The 21,423-nt window shown below is 53.2% G+C and carries 12 protein-coding genes and 1 tRNA gene; 10 read left to right on the top strand and 3 right to left on the bottom strand.

Annotated elements, in window-relative coordinates; genetic code table 11:
• The first annotated feature begins 17 nt into the window (after positions 1–17).
• Positions 18–845, top strand: a complete 828-nt coding sequence (locus B157_RS0115365; RefSeq protein WP_020604188.1) for a hypothetical protein — start codon at positions 18–20, stop codon at positions 843–845.
• Positions 846–940: 95 nt separating this feature from the next.
• Positions 941–1,366, top strand: a complete 426-nt coding sequence (locus tag B157_RS0115360; protein WP_020604187.1) for a secondary thiamine-phosphate synthase enzyme YjbQ — start codon at positions 941–943, stop codon at positions 1,364–1,366.
• Between the two features lie 9 nt (positions 1,367–1,375).
• On the opposite strand, the gene B157_RS0115355 is transcribed toward B157_RS0115360, so the two are convergent.
• Positions 1,376–3,451 (bottom strand): thioredoxin domain-containing protein, encoded by a 2,076-nt coding sequence (locus tag B157_RS0115355; RefSeq protein WP_020604186.1) that lies wholly within the window; start codon positions 3,449–3,451, stop codon positions 1,376–1,378.
• 37 nt (positions 3,452–3,488) lie between these two features.
• Positions 3,489–5,135, bottom strand: coding sequence for a T9SS type A sorting domain-containing protein (locus B157_RS0115350; protein WP_041952131.1), 1,647 nt, complete (start codon positions 5,133–5,135; stop codon positions 3,489–3,491).
• A gap of 123 nt (positions 5,136–5,258) precedes the next feature.
• On the opposite strand from B157_RS0115350, the gene B157_RS0115345 reads away from it, so the two are divergent.
• The 6 genes from B157_RS0115345 to B157_RS0115320 all read left to right on the top strand — a co-directional run bounded on the left by B157_RS0115345 (position 5,259) and on the right by B157_RS0115320 (position 10,100).
• Positions 5,259–5,717, top strand: coding sequence for a hypothetical protein (locus tag B157_RS0115345; RefSeq protein WP_020604184.1), 459 nt, complete (start codon positions 5,259–5,261; stop codon positions 5,715–5,717).
• Positions 5,718–5,783: 66 nt separating this feature from the next.
• Complete coding sequence (locus B157_RS0115340; protein WP_020604183.1) at positions 5,784–6,683, top strand: alpha/beta fold hydrolase; 900 nt, start codon at positions 5,784–5,786, stop codon at positions 6,681–6,683.
• A gap of 50 nt (positions 6,684–6,733) precedes the next feature.
• Positions 6,734–8,047 carry an MFS transporter gene (locus B157_RS0115335; protein ID WP_020604182.1) on the top strand — a complete coding sequence of 438 codons (1,314 nt, stop codon included), beginning with the start codon at positions 6,734–6,736 and terminating at the stop codon, positions 8,045–8,047.
• A gap of 77 nt (positions 8,048–8,124) precedes the next feature.
• A tRNA-Val gene (locus tag B157_RS0115330) sits at positions 8,125–8,199 on the top strand.
• Positions 8,200–8,337: 138 nt separating this feature from the next.
• Positions 8,338–9,447, top strand: a complete 1,110-nt coding sequence (locus tag B157_RS0115325) for an AAA family ATPase (RefSeq protein ID WP_020604181.1) — start codon at positions 8,338–8,340, stop codon at positions 9,445–9,447.
• Complete coding sequence (locus tag B157_RS0115320; RefSeq protein ID WP_020604180.1) at positions 9,444–10,100, top strand: DUF4276 family protein; 657 nt, start codon at positions 9,444–9,446, stop codon at positions 10,098–10,100. The genes B157_RS0115325 and B157_RS0115320 overlap by 4 nt, the downstream gene beginning before the upstream one ends.
• Positions 10,101–10,647: 547 nt before the next feature.
• Here B157_RS0115320 and B157_RS0115315 read toward each other — a convergent pair.
• A complete protein-coding gene (locus B157_RS0115315; RefSeq protein ID WP_020604179.1) occupies positions 10,648–13,056 on the bottom strand; it encodes a PAS domain-containing sensor histidine kinase in 2,409 nt (802 codons plus the stop codon).
• A 588-nt stretch (positions 13,057–13,644) separates the two neighbouring features.
• On the opposite strand from B157_RS0115315, the gene B157_RS0115310 reads away from it, so the two are divergent.
• Both B157_RS0115310 and B157_RS0115305 read left to right on the top strand, forming a co-directional pair.
• Complete coding sequence (locus B157_RS0115310; protein ID WP_020604178.1) at positions 13,645–18,792, top strand: beta strand repeat-containing protein; 5,148 nt, start codon at positions 13,645–13,647, stop codon at positions 18,790–18,792.
• 326 nt (positions 18,793–19,118) lie between these two features.
• On the top strand, positions 19,119–21,137 hold the full coding sequence (locus tag B157_RS0115305) for a M13 family metallopeptidase (protein WP_020604177.1): 2,019 nt from the start codon (positions 19,119–19,121) through the stop codon (positions 21,135–21,137).
• The last annotated feature ends 286 nt before the right edge of the window (positions 21,138–21,423 follow it).

Here is a 21,423-nt window from a genome sequence, read left to right as displayed (position 1 = left end):
CTAAACCAACCGTTTCCATGCGTCCTTTATTCCCTAATCGCCAAACCATTTTCATCACCCTGTTAAGCCTGGTTTCTTCGTTTGCCGTTGCCCAGATGAAGCCGGGTCAGAAAGCCTATATGTACCTGATCTATCACAAACTCAATCCGGGGCTGACCATTCAGGATGCGTTGCCCGTGGAGCGCGAGTGGAAAAAGATTAATCAGGCCGCCGTAGACGAAGGGAAACTGATAGGCTGGTACATGACCGTGAAGCAGTTCACGTCGAACCCGAATCAGACGGAGTATGACTACGTGACGCGTATCGTTTCGCCGGAAATGGCCATGAAAGGAGCCTCGCCCGAAGCAATGGCCCGCATCTACGGCGATAGTGTACAGGCGAAAATGGCCGATCTTCAAAAGCGCGACCGCATGACGGCCCCAGTCGTTAAAATTGAAATCTGGGAAATAACCGACGGTACCTTCGCGCAAAACTTCGCCCCGGACAACACACAGATGATGGTTGTGGAACGGATGAAACGCCGGACGCCGGGTGCAGACTACGATGGGCTGGTGGGCCAGATCAAAAAGCTGGCGGAGCAACGCGTCGCCCAGAACAACCTGACGGGCTGGGATTTCTCTACGCTGGTGATTCCGAACGGTAGCGAGAAAGGGTACGAATTCAGCATGGCCCAGTACGTTACCAATATGAGTGCCATCGCCGACCCGGTGATGGCTGGTTCGGGTAAACCCATCATGGCGGCCCCGGCCTACAAACAACTCCGCAAACAGATAGACCAGACTTTTGATGTGGTGCGTCAGGAAGTGTATCGATTTATGGAGTATACGACACCCAAGGGTAAGTAGTAGCTTCGAATGAGTAATGGATAATGAACAATGTAGAATGTAAAATAGCTATTCATTTACCTTTCAGAGAGATCCCATTGTCCATTACTCCCTTCATGCAAATCTGGCAACAAACGATTCTGCTCCCCGCTTATTCCCGGGGTTTTCATCTCATTACCCGCATCGTTGAGCAGGAATTCACGGACCTGCGCCGGATCAAGGCGGGAGTATTGCAGGTATTTATTCAGCACACTTCGGCCAGCCTGACTATCAATGAGAATGTCGATCCGACCGTGAGGGGCGACTTTGAACGATTCTTCAACAGGACGGTTCCCGAAAACGCCCCCTATTACCAGCACGATTACGAAGGATCCGACGACATGCCCGCCCACCTGAAAGCAGCCTTGCTGGGGCATTCGGTGCAGATACCTATCACGAATGGACAGCTAAATATGGGCACCTGGCAGGGCATTTACCTGGGCGAACACCGCAACGACGGTGGCCGTCGGCGATTAATAGTAACGGCCTGGGGAACGGAGTAACTCAGGCCGTTACTCAATACCCTTCCAGCGCAGCATTTTCCAAACGTCGGCCACGCTAGTAACGGGCAACTGACAGGCGCGGTTGTAGCAAACGTAAATAGCCGTCTTTCCGTCGATGGGACCCCGTTGGTGCAGCAATGGCAGTTCACTTTTGTCGGAAGTGCCGGTGAGTACTTTGTTCGGGTAAAAATCAGCTTCGAGTTCGGCCCGGAACTGGTCGGCCTGGGGGCCAACGATGGCAATCTCGGCCGTAGGCCGGGAACGTAACGCCAACTGAGCCGCCCAATTGGTGAGGTAATCCGTATTTTCCCCGACCAACGGTTGCATTCGTCCCAGCATCCGGTTTGCCCGGTCAGCATAATTCGGTCGTTCCAGCAGCAGACTCAGGGTGTACAGGTTTTCGGCCATCATGGAGTTGGAAGCCGGAATCACGTTGTCGAACAGTTCTTTTTTGCGGGCAATCAGTTCTTCGCTGTTTTTATCAGTGAAGAAAAATAACGGTTCGGAGCCAGTGAGGTCATCTACCGTTGCGTCACTGAAATTAGCCAGCACGTACTGCGTTAACTGGTCGGCTTCCATCAGCCAGTTTTCGGTGAAGGTAGCCTGATAGAGCGCCAGAAGGCCATCAATTACGGCAGCGTAGTCGTCGAGAAAACCAGCCTGTTTGGCCCTGCCCTGTCCGCCAGCGGTGGTCTTGTAAGTGTGCCAAAGCCGCCCGTTGCGACTATCGCGCATCTTTTTCAGGAGGAAGTATGCCAGGCGCAGGGCCAGCGTCAGAAATTCCGGTTCGCCAAAGACGCGGTAGGCCGTAGCCAGCCCTTTCAGCATCAGCCCGTTCCAGGAACACAAAATCTTGTCATCCAGCCCCGGACGGATGCGCTCATCACGAATACGCATTAGCCGGATGTTGGTAGCATCCAGCCGTACACTGAGGTCAGATAGTGTCCAGCCCATCCGTTCGGCGAAGGTTTCATTGGATTCGGTTCGGTGGAGGATATTTCTCCCGTGTCCCTCCTCCCAGTTGCCTTCTTCGGTGATACTGTACAGGTCAGCAAACCAGTCGTAATCATCGCCCAATACCTCCCGAAGTTCCGGAGTAGTAAAGGTGTAAAACTTCCCTTCCACGCCTTCACTGTCAGCATCGAGGGCGGAATAAAAACCACCTTCAGGACTTAACAACTCACGCTGGGCGAAATGAATGGTCTGATAAACAACGTGCTTATAGAGTGGCCTTTTCAGCAGGCTATACGCTTCGGAATATAGGGTCAAAAGCTGGCCGTTGTCATACAGCATTTTCTCGAAATGGGGCGCAAACCAATTGCCATCCGTCGAGTAACGGGCAAACCCTCCGCCAAGCTGGTCATAGATACCGCCTAACGCCATACGGTCGAGGGTGAGTTTTACCTGATACAACGCCGACTCATTTCCTGTTGCGTCGTAATAACGCAGCATAAATCGCCAGATGGCAGGCATTGGAAACTTCGGTGCCCGGCGCATACCACCCTTTTCATCATCAGCCTTCACAGCTACTTTGCGGTAAAGTGATTCCAGGGTTTCGGTCGAAAACAGCGGGTCGTTTTCGGATAAGCCATACCGTTCAGCATCCGTCAGGTTGAGTTCCCGTGCAAACCCCTCCGCCGATTGGACGAGATCGTTCCGATGGTCACTAAATGCCGACTGGACACTGTCGAGCAGATTGACCCAGTTTGGCCGGGGCAGGTACGTAACGCCATAAAACGGCTTGGCATCGGGCATCAAAAATACGTTGAGCGGCCAGCCGCCCTGAACGCCCATCGCCTGTACGGCATCCATGTAAATGGCATCCACATCGGGGCGTTCTTCGCGGTCTACTTTGATGCAAATGAAATGCTCGTTCATTACCCGTGCTACGGATTCCTTCTCGAACGACTCGCGTTCCATCACGTGGCACCAGTGGCAGGCCGAATAGCCAATACTCACCAGAATGGGTTTGTCTTCCGCCATGGCCCGACCGAGGGCTTCGTCGCCCCACGGGTACCAGTCGACGGGGTTTTCGGCATGTTGGAGTAAATAGGGGCTGGTTTCGTACTGGAGTTGGTTCGGCATTATATGGGCGAATCGACAGATAAAACTGCGTCATCCGTCAGTGTGTAATCAATATTTTTTTCGTCTGGATTCCGGTTTCGTTCTGAATCTGGAGCACGTACAAACCAACGGGCAGATGGCCCACATCAATGGATTGTTTGGCACGGTCGACCCGTTTTATAACTACCGGCTGACCGTTTGTGTTTAGCAACGTCAGCGTCGTTGAGCGGGTGGGAAGTTGCCCGAATGACACCAACAGCGTGCTTTGAGTCGGATTGGGATAGACTGATACGTCGGCCAGTTCGGGTTCCGTAGCGGTCACGGTTCCCATATCGACCCGGCACAGATATACCTCCCGACCCGTCAGTTCAATCACCTGCTGCCAACCTTTGTAGCGCACCGTAAGGCTGGTTTTCTGCCCGTCGGCGGCATAGGGATTCTGGGCGGCAATGAGGATTTTATTGTCCTTCACCACCCCCCGCCAAACGGGCAGTTGTTTGTCCATCAGATCACGGGCCGGGGTTTCGATCACCCGTTCGTACGCTCCCTGAAACATATCGGCAAAGCGCGACAGCCGGTACAGGCCATGCGTGAAATACTCGTAGGTGGCGTAGTTATCCGTGCGGTTGGGTGCCAGGGTTGGGTTTTCCCAGAGCCACAGGCCCGATGCGCCTGAAAAGAACGGAAAGATAGCGGTGGCCTCCGCCATGAACGGTTGAATGAAATTAGGGTAACTGGTCGAGCTGTCGTGGTAGCGTAACCAAACCCAGGGCACCACCGGCTTGCTGCTCCAGGCCCGGTTTACCTCCACATGAAACAGCAGATAGGCCAGGTAATCGGGTGCCAGTGGATTCGGGTAATCGTAGTAATAGTAATCCGACGGCGACAGCGCATCGAGTTGCTCGTAATACGGTCCGCCGATGCCCCGCCCCACGGAATCCTGCACCATATAGTTCGTTCGGCTGAGGTTTGTCGTCCAGTCAGCCCAGCTAAACGTAGGTACATTCAGGTAGGTGTTCAGTACGGGCGTATCGGCGTAACTGGTCATGCTGACATTGGTAAAGTCGGCGTGTTGCCTCATGTAGCGAATAGCCTCGGCGTAGAGGTTGCGCATCGCCTTTTTGTAGGCCGCCACAAAATCAGCGTCGGTAAGGGTTCGGTATTGCGCCGGTACGCGGGTGTCGGTTTTTAGCTTCAGAATCCGGCTATCAGTTTCCAGAAATCGTTCGATATCCAGCGCGAACCGACTAACAGGCAATACGTACAGGCCAGCCGCGTTTTTCTGTCCACCCGCAAGGCCCGATAAAAACTGGTCCCATTTGACCCGGTAGGCGTTCAGGTCGTTTCCCCAGGGGCTTTCAATATCGCCCCAGGGTTGGTTCAGGCCGGTCACTACGCCGTAGTAGACCACCGCCCGCTGACTGGCCTTCACCAGCGACCCAAACTCACTGTCCTTCACATCGACCAGATGACTAAACCCATGCCGCAACGGACTCGCCTGACTATCGGTGAAGCGGGGGCCACCGTAGATGACGGGAAACGGGAGGGTGAAGTCGGGGAACTTGCTCCATTCAATCAGGTTCGGCTGGTTAACGGGCGTGAAATTCAGCCGGTCGGCGCACTGCTGCTGGGCCGCAGTCGTGCTAGTTAGCAGCAGCCAGCACGGGATGAAACCGATAAAGAAAATGCCAGAGGAAACCCGCATTGCTTGAAATTTGGCCAAAACTACGGAATTTTAGGGCTGCAACGTGGCCCGGTTGCTAAACGAATCGGGAACCGGTTCCCGTTATTCATCTAAACCAGTACGCCAAAACGGCGTTATCGTACTATGAAACCTATCCGACTTTTCCTGTTGTCAGCTATTCTATCGACGGTGCTCACTTGTTGCAAGAAAGACGATGGCACTACTCCCGTTCCTACCGCAGCTTCGCAGACCGATCTGCTGGTAGCCAACAACTGGCGCACCGTGCGCGTATCGACGCCCAATGGCGTAGAAATCAACAAAAGCCGTTTGAATCTGGCCACGCAGGTGTTGTATGACCTGAACATGCAGTTCCGGAACAACGGCACCGTCCGCGCCCTCGACCCCCGGCAATCCAACTCCGTTATCAACGGGGGCACCTGGACGCTGGCAACTGATTTTCAATCCATCGATGTTGATGTATCGGGATTCAAAGGAAACTTCCCCATCGTCATGCTGAACAAGAACAAGCTGGTCCTGCGCCAGCGTGCCCCGGTCGATGGCACCACGACCGATATTAATCTGGAGTTTGACCCCACTTTATAGGTGAAAGAGCGAATGAGCGAATTGCTGACGCATCATTCACTCATTCACTCTTTCGCTCTTTGGCTTATGCAATTTGAAACCGAACCGGGCTTTCTTATCACTGCCGATGCCTGGGGCGACCCAGCCAACCCGCCCGTTTTGCTCCTGCACGGGGGCGGGCAAACGCGCCATTCGTGGGGCGATACGGGCCGATGGCTGGCAGACGCGGGCTGGTATGTCATCGCACCCGACGCACGGGGGCACGGCGACAGCGACTGGTCGGTAAAGGAACACTATGGCATCGAATACCTGGCCAGTGATTTGCGGGCCATTTGTGCACAACTGGATCAGAAACCCGCGCTCGTCGGTGCATCGATGGGTGGTATGACGGCCCTGATTGCCGCGGGCGAACGGGCACCGGGCACGGAGTCAATCTGTTCGGCTGTCGTACTGGTAGACATTGCCCCACGCGCGGAACAGAAAGGCATTGAGCGGATTTTTGCCTTCATGAGCCGCAATCAGGATGGGTTTGCCAGTTTGGAGGAAGCATCCGAAGCCGTGGCCGCTTACCTCCCCCACCGGTCGAGCGCCCCCCCGGCACGTCCCTCCGGCCACCGCCGACTGGAAAAAAATCTGCGGCTGCGAAAAAGCCCTGCCGGCACCATGCGCTACTACTGGCACTGGGATCCAGCCATGCTGGCCGTGTGGCAACACATCAACGAGCCTGCGAAGCAAAGTCAAAATGCCGATCGGCTCTATCGGGCGGCCCGCGCCCTTACCGTCCCCACGCTCATCGTGCGCGGGGGTATCAGCGACGTGGTAAGCGAGAAGGTGATGGCCGAATTTCTGGATGCCGTACCGAACGCACAGAGTGTGAGCGTAGCGGATGCCGGCCACATGGTAGCAGGCGACTCGAATCATGCCTTTACGAAGGTGGTCCTCCATTTTCTACTGAGTGAATTAGCGAATGAGCGGATGAGTGAATAATTTAGGCCGCCCTACCTCATTCGCTCATCCATTAACTCACTCATTCACGCTTGAAAAACGTTCCCTGCACCCTCACGGCCTGGGCCTTTTACGACTGGGCCAATTCGGTTCATTCGCTCGTTATTGTATCGAGTATTTTCCCGGTCTATTTCTCGGCAACGGCCCTGAACGAAACGGGTGGTCCGATCATTAATTTTCTGGGCCTGAGTATCAAAAATTCGGTTTTGTTCTCCTACACCATCTCGGCGGCTTTCCTGTTTACGGCTCTGCTTTCGCCCATCTGTACGGCCATTGCCGATTACAGCGGACGCAAGAAAGCCTTCATGAAAGCCTTCTGTTATACGGGAGCCATCAGTTGCAGTCTGCTGTATTTTTTCACTAAAGAAACCACTACGTTTGCCATTATCTGCTTCTGGGTCAGCCTCATTGGCTGGAGCGGCAGTATCGTCTTTTACAACTCATACCTGCCCGATATTGCCACCGAAGACCAGTATGACCGGGTGAGTGCGCGGGGCTTTTCGATGGGGTATCTGGGCAGTGTACTGCTCATGGTGTTCAACCTGCTGGTGATTCTCAAACGCGACTGGTTCGGCAATATTTCCGAAGCGATGGCTTCCCGAATCGCGTTTCTGACGGTAGGATTGTGGTGGATTGGTTTCGCCCAAATCCCGTTCAGCCGCCTTCCCAACGGAATCAAAAAAACCGGGCAGCAAACGGGCAACTACCTGCTGAACGGCTTTAAGGAGTTGCGACAGGTCTGGGGCCAATTACAGGAGCAACCCCTGGCCAAGCGGTTTCTGGTGGCGTTTTTCGTGTACAACATGGCCGTGCAAACAGTGATGTACGTGGCCACTATTTTCGGGAGTGACGAGTTGAAACTCCCCGGCCAGAGTCTGATTATCACCATTCTGCTCATTCAGCTGGTAGCGATACCAGGGGCGTACGGTTTCTCGCGGCTCTCCGAACGAATCGGGAATACCTACGCCCTGATGGTAGCCGTTGTCATCTGGATTGGCATTTGTGCCGGTGCTTATTTCGTGCAGACCGAATCGCAGTTTTTCGGGCTGGCGGCCGTGGTGGGGCTGGTCATGGGCGGAATTCAGTCGCTGTCACGCTCCACGTACTCCAAGCTCATCCCTGCCACCACCGACACCGCTTCCTATTTCAGCTTCTACGACGTGACCGAAAAGATGTCTATCGTACTGGGAACGCTGGTGTATGGACTGATCGAACAACTCACCGGCAGCATGCGAAATAGTGTGCTGGGTCTGTTGGTGCTGTTTATCATCGGGTTCGTTCTGTTGTGGCGCATTCCTTCGCAAAAAGTTTACGGACAGCATTTGGAAGCCGCCGAAGTTTCCTAAATTTGTACTCCCCGGAAGGCGTTAGTGATGGCAGTTTTCATACACGGAAGCGGTCACTGACGCTTTCCAGGGAACAAAGGAGGTTAGCTCAGTTGGTTCAGAGCGCTGCTTTGACAGAGCAGAGGTCAGCGGTTCGAGCCCGCTACTTCCTACTAAGGCCCTTGAAAACAACCCGTTTTTAAGGGCCTTTTTGTTTCGTAAGCCTGTCCATCACCTTTGTAAGTTTCTGATAAAGTCGCATTTTGTCCGGGTGTACCGTATATTCACAACTCATACAGATAGAACACAAAGTGAACATTGAGCGTATCAAGCTGACTAACTATAAATCCATTCGTGAATTAGACCTGACCTTTGGTCAGATCAACATCATGATTGGTGGTAACGGTGTTGGTAAGAGCAATCTCATATCTTATTTTAAGCTACTTAATCGAATTATCAATCAAAACTTATCGGTTTATGTGGCTCGGAACGGTGGAGCAAATAGCTTACTTTATTTTGGGCGGAAAGTCTCCCAACAAGTATCATCGGAGATTATATTCAGCAATGGCTCTTACAGAAATGCCTATTCGTTCACGCTGGAACCTGATGTAGAAGACCGTCTTTACTTTTCCAGAGAACATATCGGTTTTGATAAAGGAATTGGTAACTGGTCGCGCTATCCTCTAGGTGAGGGAAAAACAGAAACGCAATTATTTGATTATAACCGAACTGATCGCGGTATTGGCGGTCCCCAGGGAATATCCCACTACATAATCAACGCGTTCAAAGGGCTTAGGTTGTATCATTTTCACGATACCAGCGACTCCGCCAGAGTTAAGCAAATTGGGGACGTAAATGATAATCGAGAGCTTCGGGAGGATGCCTCTAATCTGGCCGCTTTTCTGTATAAGTTAAAAGAAAGGCACCCCGCCAGTTTTCAGCAAATCGAAAGCACAATCAGACGAGTAGCACCATTCTTTCAGCAGTTTGATCTTAAACCCAACGAGTTATCACCGGACAAAATCCGTTTAGAATGGCGGGAAAAGGGGTCTGATGAATACTTTAATGCCAGCAGTCTTTCAGATGGCACGTTACGGATGATATGTCTGGTGACGTTGCTTTTACAACCACACCCACCCGACACAATTATCATTGATGAACCCGAATTGGGCTTGCACCCCACCGCTATTCATTTGTTAGCGTCCATAATCAAATCGGTAGCCAGTCGAATTCAGGTTATTATTTCGACTCAATCTGTGACGCTCATTAACCAGTTTTTGCCCGAAGATTTAATCGTGGTTGAACGCTCCGATAACCAGTCTGTTTTTCGAAAAATTGACAGTCAGGAACTGACGGTATGGCTTGACGAATACGCATTGGGCGAATTATGGGAGAAAAATGTACTAGGTGGTCGCCCATGAAGCAACTATTAATTCTTGTCGAAGGTCAGACGGAGGAAGCATTTGTAAAAGAAGTGCTGAATCCATACCTCAATCCGTATGGTAAACATCTGAATCCAACAATCATCAACACGAAAATTATCAGAGGGGGTAAAAACTACAAAGGTGGGCTAACGAATTATGGACAGGTAAGGCGTGATTTATTCCGTTTAGTACAGCAAAATTCATTAACTGTCACTACTTTCTTCGATTATTACGGCTTGCCAAACGACTTCCCGGGGGTGATAACCAGAGATAATTTCCCGAGCAATCAGCAGCGTGTTTCGCACATTGAGCAAAGCTTATTGGATGACATTGGCAGTCGAAATCTTATTCCTTATATCCAACTGCACGAGTTTGAATCACTACTGTTTACCTCAATGGAAGGCTTTCAGTACTGTTGTCAGAATCCAGCCCAATTAGAGATGTTCCAGCGTATTATTGACGAATTTTCAAACCCGGAAGACATCAATGATGGATTAACAACGGCTCCATCCAAACGAATTTTGTCCATCTTGCCCAATTACGAAAAACCATTTCAGGGTTGCATGATTTCGCTGGTGAACCGAATAGAAAATACACTGGAACGATGCCCACATTTTGCTGATTGGATGCAGAAATTGATTGCCTGTTGACTTTCAAATTGAGTAAATCAGGCCACTAAAAGCCCGACGGTTACCGACGGTTAGTTCAGAGCGCTGCTTTGACAGAGCAGCCGTCAGCGGTTCGAGCCCGCTACTTCCTACCGGAACACGTTGTCTGAAAGCCCCAAATTCGCTGAATTTGGGGCTTTTTCGTGTTTGGCTGACTATATGTGCATAAACTTCTACTCCAAATAACCTATGCAAAGGAAAGCAAGAGCCTAAACCTTATTCCTTCTTCTTATGGCAATCGCTTAGGCTTCCATTTGGTGAGTATCAAGCTTGTGGGGTCGGTTTAGCCAGACACTTGTAATAGCCCTGAAAAAAATTAACCTGCCCTGACTTCAAATCTGGTGATTTTGGCGATACAGACGAAAAACGGGCTATACGTGATCATGCATAGCCCGTTTTCCGTGATCTGAGACTCCTGATATGATTTCGTCGGCACGGCGTACTGAATTAATCAGCACTTTACGGGTCCACCGGGGCGCGGCTATTTTATTTTGGCCGCACCCCGGTGGACCCTTTTTGCCCTAGAGATTTATATGGGCAGGTACACACTAAACGTGGCCCCCTGACCGGGTTGGCTGCTCGCCGTGATCGCTCCGCCATGATTAGCTACCACCCGCTCACAGATCGCCAGACCGATGCCCGTTCCCGTAAATTCGCTTTTACCATGTAACCGCTGGAAGACCTGGAAGATACGGTCCAGGTACTTTTCGTCAAAACCAATCCCGTTATCGGCTACATCAATCCGATAGTACGCATTGGCAACCCGTGCGGGCTTCACCGATGGGGGTATTGCCATAGCCTCAAGCCGGTCAGCATTGACCTCAATCAATGGGACTACGCCCGCCCGGCGAAACTTTAGGGCATTAGTCAATATATTCTGAAAAAGTTGACCTAGTTGGGTCGCATCACCCCACACAGTGGGTAAAGAAGCCACCCTGACCACGGCTCCGGTTTCGGCAATAACTACCTCCAAATCAGTTAATACCCGATTGACCACTTCGTTGAGCGACAACCCAACACGCATATCGTACTCAGCTGACATCCGGGAGAAGCTGAGCAGGTCCCGAATCAGCGTCGACATCCGACTGGCGGCCGACTGCATCCGCTCGATATAAGTCAACTCCTCGCCCCGAATGTCGGCCAGGCGCGTCTTCAACAGATCGCCAAACTGCTGAATCTTACGCAGCGGCTCCTGCAAATCATGCGAGGCCACGTAGGCAAATTGCTGCAGGTTAGCATTGGACCGGTTCAGGAGTCGATTGATGGCTTCCAGTTCTTCATTATTGGTGGTCAGTTTTTCATTCATAGCGGCCAGCTCTTCCGTACGTAGCTGTACTTCGTGTTCCAGGGCTAGCTGTAATTCCCGCTGATTGGTGATATCCTGAGCCGTACCATTCATCCGAACCGCTTTACCGGCAGCATCAAAGATGGTCTTGCCCTGGGCATGCAGGATTCGTCTTTGACCCGTCCCGGGGTGAATGACCGTAAAGATTTCATCGTAAATGCCATCCGATTCAGGATTAAGGGCCCAGGCAACGGCGCTGGAAACCCGTTCCTGATCGGTAGCCTGCAGGAGGGGGATTACTGCCTGATAGGGCTGCTGACCAGGATCATAGCCAAACCACTCAATCAAGCGATCGGAATAGGTGAGTCCGTTGGTGGCTACATCAATGCTCCAGGTGCCTAACTGAGCCAGTTCTATCGCCCCTCGCAGGCCTGCCTGGGCCTCTTCCATCTCCTGACGGGCCTGTACCCGCATGGTTACCTCAATAGCCATTTGCAGGATGGCATATACCTGCCCATCAGGTTTATACAGGGGCTTTAAACTAAAATCGAAGTAGTACCTGCCGGGTACTCCATTAATGGTTAAATCGGCCGGGGCTGCTGTCGCTTCATACGCTTCACCCGTCGCGAATACCGTTTCCAGCAGTTGTAAAGCCGTCTGGTCACTACTGGCAGTCAAGACTTCCCGAACCGGTTGACCCAGTATGGAAGTACCTTTCCCGAAGAAATCAATCATTAACTCATTGGCAATCTCGATCACCAGTTCCGGGCCGACAAACAGTGCCGTGGCTACCGGGGCTTCCTGAATAAGAGAGCGGAGGCTGGCCTCGCTGTCCTCGAGTTTTTTACGAGCCATAACCGGCTCAGTTACGTCGATGGCTACCTGTAGGATGCCGGTAGTACGCTCATTCTCGTTGAGAGGGAGGTAGCTAAAGGTATAATAACCAGTCTCACTTTTACCGTTCTTTTCCAGTTGAGCCGGAAACTCCGTGACCGTATAGGGAACACCGGTGCGATAAACTTCCTGAATGATGGCTTCTGCCGGTTGTCCTGCCAACTCGGGTATTGCCTGCAGCCAGGGCCTGCCAATAATTGAGGCTGGTTTACCCACTATTTCCAGCGCTTTGCTATTGGCCGTTTCGATGATCAGGTCATCACCCCGCAGGGTGCCGATGGCCACCGGAGCCATCTCAATGAGCATACGGAAGCGTTCCTCACTGGCCTCGAGTTGTTGCCGGGTCTGAACGGCCTGCGTTATATCCTCTGCCATGCCCAGGAAGCGGTGAAATCCACCCTGGTCATTAACAAATACTTTGCCTCGGCTACGTAACCAGCGAACCTGGCCTTGGTTATCGGGTTGGGTGCGAAACAGAACCTCATACTGACCGTTGAGCTTACCATCCAGCGCCTGCTGTATAGCCTGGTGAACCTGGGGCTGGTCTTGCGGGTGGACCAAGGCCAGCACCTGATTGTAGTCAACTGAGTCCTCGCCTGTAGTAAAGCCAAAGAGTTCACGGCAGCGCTGGTCCCAGTGAATAAGTTGGGTGGCTGGATTCAATTCCCAGGTACCAATACCGGTGGCTTGCAAGGTAAATGATAGCCGCTCCGTCTGGGCAACCATTTGTTGATCGATGGGCCTGTTTTCACCGTTCATTGCGTAACGTGTAGTTTGTTCGCAAGTTAGCGTATACGGCTGATTGATGAGCGCTTGGGCGATCCGAATAGACCTAAAATAGTTCGGTACTGGCTTGGCACCCACTTTTCAATTAGTCGTCCGTATCACTTAAGCAGGGTCTGGGTATCCGGATGGGGTGGTTTGTCCGGGAGTTTCTGGCCGGTCAGGGCAATTGTGTATCAACTTCCAGCCATTTCGATCCTGATTCCGTATGAGAACCTGGTTTCTTCCGAGGCACCCGGGACCGATTGAAGCTACCCAGCCACCTCTCCGGCTATACTTAGCGAGCCGCTTATTATTAGCCTGATGCCCGGCAGGCAACCTATTTCGGTCTGTTCAGACTCAGGTAAATGCCTTTCAGCCAGGCCAGTCCAGGGGATGAACCGGGGTTTTCAGTCCAGCCAGTACAGGGGATTGATTCGATGGCTACCGTTTAATAAAAAGTAATTTTTATTAAAGAAAATTTAACTTTCCTTGTACAGTTAATAAACCAATCTCTCCGATTGATTTACCAATGGCTATTACCACGTGTTTTAACCAGTTTCTATTATTCCAATCCCCGTGCTCATGAAAAAAGTATTTACAGCCCTTCTCTTTTTCTTACTTGTCCAGACGACTTTTGGGCAAAAAGAGCCTGCTCCCACCAAAGGAGAACCCATCCCTGTTGATAACACGGATGTACACGTACTGACGCTTCCTGATGGCTTGCGGCCCGGTGTTGGCGGCCCCTCCAAACCCGTTACGACCAATGCCCTGTCAACAACCGGGCTGATGGTGTTCATGGAAGAAAACATCAACAGTTCCAACAATACGGCAGCCACTGCCACGCCTTTGGGGAGTACCTCCGTAAAGGTCCGGGGTAATATATACCCCAATGCCGATGTTGATTTTTATTCGTTCAACGCTACGGCCGGAGACCGTATTTATGCGGCCACCATGACGACATTTAGTGCGGGTAGTTCTACCGATAGTCAGTTGAGGCTGATCGGCTCCGATGGCACAACTGTCATCGAGTTTGATGAAGATAATGGCTCTTTGGGGACGACTTCGTCGTCAATTGCCGGGGCCGTTATTCCCACAACGGGTACGTACTACCTGCAGGTGAACAACTTCTCGGCAACGAATACCCTGCGGCCGTATGACCTGTACCTGAAAGTGCAGGGTGGCAGCCCCACGCCCGAAGTAGAAGGCAACGATGGGGCCGGTACTGCCAACGATACCCCGGCAAGTGGCTGGATCAGCGGGTCGAGAGACCCGGCCATAGGTACCGAGCAGGACTGGTTTTCCATCAGCCTGACGGCTGGTGAAACCGTTTTTTTAAGCCTGGATCTGGATCCCGAGCGGGATGGGGTTACCTGGAACGGTCGGCTGGGATTTGCCCTGTTTGGCGATGCCGCGAATCAAATTCTGGTCGTCGATGATGCCAGTACCGCCAGTCCCACCGATCCCCTGTCGGAAGCCTTCTTTTTTACCGTTAAAGAGACGGGCACCTATTACCTGTTCGTCGATTCAGCTACCCCTGCAACCGGGGGACCAACGGCTACCTATAACCTGTCGGTCTCCAAACTCGCAGCCGCTACAGGCTATACCACCTATACCTCGGCGGATGTACCCAAAACCATTGGCCCGGCTACCGGTAGTGTCAATTCAACCATAACCATTCCGGATACGAAACGAATTAAAGACCTGGCCGTACGCATCACGCTTGACCATACCCTGATGGCCGATGTAGACGCCATACTCACGACGCCGGAGGGCAATCAAATTGCGCTGTTTACCGATATTGGTGCTACGGCAACGGGCGGGCAAACCCAGATGGATCTGCGGCTCAGTGATTACAATGCTATCCCGTTCGCTTTTTCGGTGGTGAAGCCGATGGGCTTACAACCCGAACTGAACTCAAAACTCGACCAGCTGAAGGGCATGAAAACCAACGGTACCTGGACGTTGACCCTTTATGATGATCTGACCAATGCATCGGGTGGCACGCTCACCTCCTGGGCACTCGAGGTGCTGGAAGATACCACCCCCGCCACCCTGGCCAGCGCCACTACCATTTACAGTCAGGATTTTGAAAGCGGAGACGGTGGATTTACCCACTCGGGTACAGCCGACAGTTGGGCCAGGGGAACGCCAAACACCCCGGCCACCACCACGACCAATCCGGTGGCGTCCTTTACCACGGCCAACAGTGGCGTAAACTGCTGGAAAACAAACCTGACCGGCACGTATGATCTTAGTTCCAATCAGGTTTTAGAGTCCGGCGATATCAACCTGACGGGTGTAACGGCCAATGTCGTTACGCTAAGCTGGGCCATGAAATACCAGCTGGAAAGTGCCACATTCGACCGCCTTGAGATTACGGTAGAAGAAGTGGGCGGCAGTGGCCTCACCCAGCCCGTCTACTACTGGCTGGGTGCTACCCAAACTGCGGGCGTGGGCAGTCCCACTGTTAACGTGCCAATGTCATCGGGCTGGAGCATCTATTTTGCTGATATTTCGGCCTTCAAAGGCAAAATCATCCGGTTCAAGGTAAGGCTCATCACGGACACCTCGATTAATTTTGCCGGCGTAGCCATTGACGATGTCAAGATCTATGGCGACTGTACCTCACCCACGGCTACCCTGTCGGCCAGTCCGTCTACCACCCTAACCTGTGCCCAGAGCAGCCTGACGCTGACTGCGGGCGGGGGTAGCACCTACTCCTTCAGCGGGCCGGCCGTGGTGAGTCAGAGCGGCAACACGGCCGTGGTCAACGCCAGTGGCACCTACTCGGTGACCGTTACCAATGCCAGCGGCTGTAGCAGTACCACGAGTATTGCCATTAGTCAGAACAACACAGCACCCACACCCACTATCTCAGCCAGTCCGTCTGCCACGTTAAGCTGCGCCCAGAGCAGCCTGACGCTGACCGCGGGCGGGGGTAACACCTACGCCTTCAGTGGTCCGGGGGTAGTGAGCCAGAGCGGCAACACGGCCGTGGTCAACGCAGCGGGGGTCTACTCCGTCACCGTGACCAGTACGACTAACGGCTGCTCCAGTACCACCGCCATCACCATCAGCAGCAATGCCAGCGCGCCCACACCGACCCTATCGGCCAGTCCGTCTACCACCCTGACCTGCGCCCAGAGCAGTCTGACACTGACCGCGGGCGGGGGTAATACCTACGCCTTCAGCGGTCCGGGCGTAGTGAGCCAGAGCGGTAACACAGCCGTGGTCAACGCAGCGGGGGTCTACTCCGTCACGGTCACCAACACGACCACCGGGTGCTCCAGTACCACCGCCATCACCATCAGCCAGGATGCTTCCACACCCTCGGCCAGCCTGGTCAGCAGCGGCACGCTCACCTGCGCAGTCACTTCGGTCACCCTGACGGCCAGTCCCGGTGGACTGAGTTATGTCTTTAGCAGTGGAGCCACCCAGATCGGGTCAAGTAATCAGGCCACCGTCACCACCGCCGGTCCCTACTCGGTGACCGTTACCAACGCCGGCAACGGTTGTTCGGGCGTGGCCAGCACCAGCGTCAGTTCCAGTACGGCCCTGCCCACAGCCACCATCAGCGGCAACACGACCGTTACCAGCGGTGGCTCGACCACGCTCACCGCGTCGGGGGGAACCTCCCAGACCTGGTCCACCGGAGAAACAACCCCCAGCATTTCCGTCACGGCGGGCACCTACTCGGTGACCGTCACCAACGCCAGCGGTTGCAGCAGTTCCACCAGCGTGACCGTCAGCACCGTCAACTCGGCACCGGTGGCTACGGCCAATGCCAACCAGACGGCCACCGTGGGCGTGCCCTTCGCCTACACGGTCAACGCCTTTACCGACGCCGACACGCCCAACAGCCTGACCTACACGGCCAGCATAAGTCCGGCCAATGGGTTTAGTTTCGATCCTAATAGTCGCGTTATTTCGGGTACGCCTTCGATGTCGGGAGTAAGCAGTGTGACGGTGACGGCGACCGACCCGGGCAGCCTGTCGGCCAGCACCAGCTTCACCATTACCGTCAATCCGGTTCCACCAACGCCTATCTTCAGCATCACGGGGGTGACGACGGTGAGTTGCCAGGTGCTTTCGGCGGGCCAGCGCCAGGTGAGCTTCAATCCCCGCTACGCCGGGCTGGATGGCAGTCCGGTGAGCTTCTCGGTGGTGAACGAACTGGCCCCTACCACCAATCCGGGTCCCTACACGCTGAACCTGTACACCGATAATCCGGTCATCACGCTGCGGGCCCTGCAAAGTGGAGCTGCCACGAGCTTTGCCTACAACTGGCTCTCAGCCTGTAGCTCCTCGACGGCCAATACTCCTCCCACGGTAGCGAATCCGGTGCCACCCCAGTCGGCTACGGTGGGCATCGCCTACACGCTGTCTTTAGCGAATGTGTTCACCGATGCCGAGACGCCCAACGGCCTGGTGCTGTCGGTGACGGGTCTGCCCGCGGGGCTGAACTTTGTGGCCCCCTCGACCATCTCGGGTACGCCCTCAATGTCGGGTGTCTCCACGGTGACGGTGACGGCGACTGATCCGGGGAGTATGAGTGCCAGTACCAGCTTCACCATCACGGTGAGTCCGGCGGCCGGTACGCCCCCCCCACCAACGGGTACCTTCAGCATCACCAGCGTGCAGACCATCAGTTGCGAAGTGCTCTCGGCGGGGCAGCGCCGACTGACCTTCAATCCGCAGTATGCGGGGCTGAACGGGGCACCGGTGAGCTTCTCGGTGGTCAACGAACTGGCTCCTACCACGAGTCCGGGTCCTTATGCATTGAATCTGTACACCGATAACCCGGTCATCACGCTTCGGGCTATGCAAAGTGGCGTCAGCAGCAGCTTTGCCTATAACTGGCTGGCGGTGTGCAGCAGTACAACGGCCAACACGCCCCCCACGGTGGCCAATCCGGTGTCGCCCCAGTCGGCTACGGTGGGTGTGGGCTACACGCTGTCTTTAGCGAATGTGTTCACCGATGCCGAAACGCCTAACCAGTTGACGCTCTCGGTGACGGGTCTGCCCGCGGGGCTCAGTTTCAGCCCTCCTTCGACCATCTCGGGTACGCCTTCCCTGTCGGGAGTGAGCAGCGTAACGGTGACGGCCACCGATCCGGGTAGTCTCTCGGCCAGTACCAGTTTCACCCTGACGGTGAGTCCGGCGGGTACTACTCCTCCGCCCAGTGGCCCCTTCAGCATTACGGGGGTGACGACCGTGAGTTGTCAGGTGCTCTCGGCGGGGCAGCGCCGGGTGAGTTTCACGCCCCGCTACGCGGGTCTGGACGGCAGTCCGGTAAGTTTCTCGGTGGTCAATGAACTGTTGCCGACGACGAGTCCGGGTCCTTACAGTCTGGACCTGTACACGGACAATCCAGTCATCAGTTTGCGGGCGGTGCAGAGCGGGGTCAGTACCAGTTTCAGCTACGGCTGGCTGGCGGCCTGCAGTCCGGGCGCCCGGCTGGGCGTCAGTCCCGAAGTGCCCCTGAAGGTAGTGGTGCTGGGCAATCCCGTCCGGGAAGACCGTGTCTGGGTGGAAGTACAGGGCGAACAGGGACAGCCAGTTACCTTGCGGGTGATTGATGAGAAGGGGTATGCTGTCAGTCTTATCCAGGATGTCTTGTCGAAGGGAATGGACCGGTTCCAGGTTCTGATTGGGAAAAGTGGGGGTGCCTACATCCTGAATGTCAGCACGACCACCCAGCGCCAGAGTGTCAGGATTATCAAACACTAAGTCAGGCGGTTCTTTTGTCGAGTAAAAGGCAGGAGGACAGAAGTTTAAATCATGAATACAACACAGCCTCAGACCTGTTTGGTCCTGAGGCTGTGTTGTATCAATTCAACTGTAAGCATTCAGGACGGGTCGTATTAAAAATCGTTCAGAAAACCTCCGAACGACAAAACGGCAACTGGCCCTGGCAATTAAACCCTTTGTTTCCGGTTGCGATACCAGGTATCATGGTCTAACTTGCGAGGCTCATAAACTGACGCGATGAGCCGCATATCTGGTCGCACCACAGTAGTGGCCTGCCCCGGTAGTTGCAACCTACATTACAAACTATGAAAAGATTATTCTATTTGGCGCTAGCCCTATTGTTGGCAGGAGCTTGTCAGCGCGTTTCAGTTCCGACTACCAAACGCGTAGTCATAACGGGGATAGACCCTTCCAAAAAACCGGGTGATGATTTTTTTTCGTATGCCAATGGCATTTGGAACGATACCGCCCGAATACCGGCCAGTCAAACCGGCGTAGGAGCGTATTCCTTTATGAACTACCCGCAACGCATACGGTTGCAGGGAATTCTGGATAGTATTTCTACACGCCAGAATCCGGCGGGAAGCATCGAACAAAAGGTGGGCGATTTCTATGCGTCAGGCATGGATACTACCGCTATCAATAAACGTAGTTATGAACCCATTAAGGCCCTGCTTGCCCGCATCGATGCGCTGACCGATGTTCCTTCCTTATTGACCCTGGTAGCTGAAGAACAAAAAGTAGGTAACAGGTCCATCATTAGCTTTTATGTTGGTCCCGATAATGAACAAAGTACGATCAACATCGCCCAGTTTTCTCAAACCGGAATTGGCCTGCCGGAACGGGATTATTATGTCAGGACCGATTCGTCAACCCGCGCTATTCAAAAAGCGTATCAAAACTACCTCACCCGCTTATTTGAATTGACAGGGACTGAGGCATTGACTGCCGGCCAAAACGCAGCCGTTGCCTATGCTGTTGAAAACCAATTAGCCACTGCCCATCGGACGAATATTGAACGCCGGGATGTAAAGGCGAACTTCAATAAAATGGCGGTTACGGAACTGGCACAAAAACAGCCTGCTTTAAGCTGGACAACGTTGTTGAACAACTTAGGCGTAAAAGCCGACTCCGTCAACATAGCACAACCGGCTTACTACGACAAGCTGAATACCCTATTAACAGCCATTCCCATCAACGATTGGAAAGTCTATTTGAAAGCGCATGCCTTGACCAACTATGCTAATTTCTTAAGCCAACCCTTTGTCGATGCGTCTTTTGCGTACTCAAAAATTCTGACCGGACAGGCCGTTAAGAAAACACGGGCCGAAGAAATGACGCAGGCAGTCGATGGTTCGCTTGGCGATGCACTGGCCCAGATATACGTAAAAAAATACTTTCCGGAGGATGCCAGGAAGCGCATAGCCGTCCTGGTCGACAACCTCAAAAAAGCCTTTGAAGCCCGCATCAACAAGCTGGACTGGATGAGCGATTCCACCAAGACGAAGGCGAAAGAAAAACTGTATGCCTTCAACCAGAAAATCGGTTACCCGGATAAATGGAGAGATTACTCGAAGGTAGCCGTAAAAAGAGATGATTATTTTGAAAACCGATTGTCGACTACAAAAAATGAGTATCTCTACAGCCTGGCAAAAGTGGGACAGCCTGTCGACCGAACGGAATGGCATACGACTCCACCAACGGTAACGGCCTATAACAATCCTCCACTCAATGAAATTGTTTTCCCGGCTGGCATCTTACAAGCTCCTTATTTTGATGTGTATGCCGATGATGCGCTTAACTATGGCGGTATCGGGATGGTGATTGGTCACGAAATAACGCACTCGTTCGACGATCAGGGGGCACAGTACGATAAAGATGGCAATGTAACAAACTGGTGGACTAAAGCGGACTATGCGAAATTCAAAGCCAGAACCCAGCAGGTAATTGACCAATACAACCGGTTTACCGTACTGGATTCCGTGCACGTTAAAGGGGCCTTGACCGTGGGAGAAAACACCGCCGACATTGCTGGGGTGGCCATTGCATATGATGCCTTCAAGTTGACCGAGCAGGGAAAAAGCACGACGAAACTGGATGGCTTCACGCCCGATCAGCGGTTCTTTATCTCCATAGCCAGAATCTGGCGCGTAAAAACCAGGGATGCGTTTATGGGTATATATGTAAACACCAATCCACACTCACCAGCTAAGTGGCGGGTGAACGGACCACTGATGAACTTCACGCCTTTTTACAAAGCATTTACGGTGCAACCGGGGGATAAAATGTATAAACCCGAGAAAGAAAGGATCACCGTCTGGTAAGGTTTGGACTAAAAGAAGCGGTAAAGGGGGGAACAGGTGCACGCACAAGTTTGTAATTTTGCTTACGCTACAGTGTGACCATCTAAAAGCCAGCGAGTGCCGACTGCTCGCCCCGACCAGTTTAAAAGGGGACGAATTCGATTACCTGCTACAGTACGTTTCTCCTGTCGGCGAGTACTTTTTCCGGTATCACACCCGCGAAGGCAAAAGTAGAACACCATCAGTAGCATACAGTTATTGAGTAAATTTAGAGAGACATTTACACAAGCACCCTAACTTCAGTTAC

Source organism: Spirosoma spitsbergense DSM 19989, from assembly GCF_000374085.1.
GTDB lineage: Bacteria > Bacteroidota > Bacteroidia > Cytophagales > Spirosomataceae > Spirosoma > Spirosoma spitsbergense.
The sequence above is the reverse complement of the archived record's forward strand: the minus strand, read 5'-3'. Positions and strand labels throughout refer to the sequence as shown.